Source organism: Alkalihalophilus lindianensis (genome assembly GCF_032843265.1).
GTDB classification, from domain to species: Bacteria; Bacillota; Bacilli; order Bacillales; family Bacillaceae_D; genus Alkalihalophilus; species Alkalihalophilus lindianensis.
Window position 1 is genome coordinate 1 of sequence record NZ_JAWJBA010001129.1, and the last position, 231, is coordinate 231.

Annotated in this window: 1 pseudogene; it reads left to right on the plus strand. The window is 69.3% G+C overall.

What is annotated here, in order from left to right:
* Window positions 1-231, plus strand: a pseudogene (locus tag RYX56_RS26895) (aspartate aminotransferase family protein); the annotation flags it as partial.

Genomic DNA, 231 nt, shown 5'->3' on the forward strand with positions numbered 1-231 from the left:
CGAAGCCCGACCTGATGGTGATCGGCAAATCGATCGGCGGCGGGGTGCCGTGCGCCGTCTATGGTTTCTCGGCCGATGTGGCCGGGCGCATGACCGCGCTGAACCGGACGGGACAGCCCGGCCACAGCGGCACCGGGACGACGCTCTCGGCCAATGCGCTGGCGATCACCGCGATGGACACGATGCTGGGCGAGGTCGTCACGCCCGCCGCCTATGACCATATGCTGCGCG